Origin of the sequence: Aporhodopirellula aestuarii (assembly GCF_023701485.1) — a bacterium.
Taxonomy (GTDB): Bacteria; Planctomycetota; Planctomycetia; order Pirellulales; family Pirellulaceae; genus Rhodopirellula; species Rhodopirellula aestuarii.
In genome coordinates this window covers 1-2,009 of record NZ_JAMQBK010000142.1, presented here as the reverse complement: position 1 = coordinate 2,009, position 2,009 = coordinate 1, and the positions used below count along the sequence as shown (strand labels likewise).

General features: G+C 55.7%; 2 protein-coding genes and 1 pseudogene. 2 read left to right on the top strand and 1 reads right to left on the bottom strand.

Annotated elements, in window-relative coordinates:
• Positions 1-215, bottom strand: a pseudogene (locus NB063_RS31765) (IS256 family transposase); the annotation flags it as partial.
• 146 nt (positions 216-361) lie between these two features.
• On the opposite strand from NB063_RS31765, the gene NB063_RS31760 reads away from it, so the two are divergent.
• On the top strand, positions 362-805 hold the full coding sequence (locus NB063_RS31760; protein ID WP_250933825.1) for a hypothetical protein: 444 nt from the start codon (positions 362-364) through the stop codon (positions 803-805).
• 161 nt (positions 806-966) lie between these two features.
• The gene (locus tag NB063_RS31755; protein ID WP_250933823.1) at positions 967-1,305 is read left to right on the top strand and encodes a hypothetical protein; all 339 of its coding nucleotides are present in this window, start codon (positions 967-969) and stop codon (positions 1,303-1,305) included.
• The last annotated feature ends 704 nt before the right edge of the window (positions 1,306-2,009 follow it).

Here is a 2,009-nt window from a genome sequence, read left to right as displayed (position 1 = left end):
TCAGCCGCCATCACCTCACTGATCATCTCGCGGACGTGGCCACGGATGAAGTCTCGAAAGACTTCCCCGGTCTCTGACGCTGAAACTTGCCCAAGAGATTGCAAAAGACTAACTTCATTCATGATGGTCTCCCCGTCGGTTGCCGCCGACGAAAATTGGAAAATTGCGAAGGGCAGATTCTGCCCTCCGGGAGACCATCTTTCAACTTTCAACAATTATTGGGACGCTTCCTTCCGCGGGCTTACCGACGTAACGCTTCTTCCAAATTCACGAACTAGGCCAAGCTTGAATCGCGTAGAGATCGATGAGCTGAGAGATCGTTTGTCCAAACTTTGTGGTGTGGAAGTCGACGGTCCGTACAATGAACCCGAGCTCTGACAAGGTCGACGCACCACCAGATGCACCGAAACACGGCGTCGGGCGTTTAGAGATGAACCATCAACCTGCCGTGCTCGGTGATGTCCGCCGTATCCGCAATGGGAGTGCTTGCACCGTGATGTCCGATCGAAACCCTTATCAACCTGGGTCGACTACTGAACATCCGCTGGCCGCCGAAACACCGGCGTGGAAGCGCATCCTCGGTTCACTGCTAAGAATATTCGGTGGGCTCGTGATCGCGATTCCCCTGGTTGCCTTCGCTTTCGACCTTCCTGATGCGGACATCAACTACTATTGGCATGATTTACCCGCGATCATGACCGCGCTGCTTTGCTACGTAGGATTCGGTGCGTTACTGATCTTTCTGGGCAACAAACTATCGCCCAAACAACGTAGAATGGATGCTCGCCATGATCGCGAACGATAGCCCCAGTCGCTCGATCCACCCTCGCGATCATCGATGATCCCCAATGACTGCTAACGAGGACGGTGGCGGTAGTCGTTGCTGTTTGCCAGCATATCAATTGCCGCTGCACGCAAACCCTGACCGCTCGCCGATCCATTAACGTCAAACACGAATGCAACGCCATGACAATCACTGAGCCCACTGTCGTGTATCGCGGCCTCGACTTCGCGACCGTGGAGCACCTCACCGATTACCTACGCGAGAACGGCGTTCATGCTCGCGTCTCGGTACCGGATCCGCAGTGTGCGCAGGTGATCCCGATGTTCGAAACACACCACGAAATCCTCGCAACAAACTTCGACGCCGAGAACGTTCGCGAGCTGATTGAGAAGTGGAAAGCTGGAGCCAGAGGCGGATCGCTGCCGCAGTCACGCGAGACGGACCTGTACTGCTATCACTGCGGTGAATCACTTGCGTCTGACCTACCGATTTGTCCTGCATGCAAGGCGACCCTCGATTGACGCGATCTTTGCTGGCGATTGACACGATGAGGGCCATTCGGATGGGCGTCGATTTTGGACGTCGAGCTCAAGCCACCAACCCAGTAGGCAGGAATCATTGGGCAAAATCCTATCAGCCATTGGGGCGATAGCCTCGGCTGCTAAATCTCTGGACTGCTAAATTTCGGGACTGTTGAATCGTTGCGAAGACGCGGAAAGTCAACGCCACACCGGTATTGCTTCCATTCTTAGTCGCGATAGCGACGGCAGGCGAAAGCCCCGGACGCGAGTCCGGGGTCGACGTCGCCCCCCGCATACGCCAAGTCGCGAAGCGATGACAGATGCCGTGCCCGGTGGCTCATCCGTGCGCACACCCGTGTTTGGTGTCGTCGCGTTGCGACTTGCTGCGCTTTGTTTTCCTAAACCACGGACTCACGTCCGTGGCGTTTGGATGTCGTCACGATCGTGACGAAACAGGTCTGCAGGAATCATCTGGCGAAACTGCCGCGAACTGCAGGCCGGACCGAGGCTTTGCGAGTTCCGTCATTCAATTGCTCAGTCGTGCCGGAACGGCGTCGCTTAGGCTCCTTGGTCCGGCCTACGCCGAACCGACCACGATCAGCGGAATTGTCGTTATACCGAATCACTTCTATGTACCTGCTTAGTAGTTGGTCGGTTCTCAACACGAGGAGACTCGATTTTGCCCGAACTCCAGGCTTCGATAA

What these genes read in the sequence shown, in the direction of transcription:
- NB063_RS31760 (WP_250933825.1), top strand. Translation starts at nt 362, where the DNA reads ATGAACCCGAGCTCTGACAAGGTCGACGCACCACCAGATGCACCGAAA.
- NB063_RS31755 (WP_250933823.1), top strand. Translation starts at nt 967, where the DNA reads ATGACAATCACTGAGCCCACTGTCGTGTATCGCGGCCTCGACTTCGCG.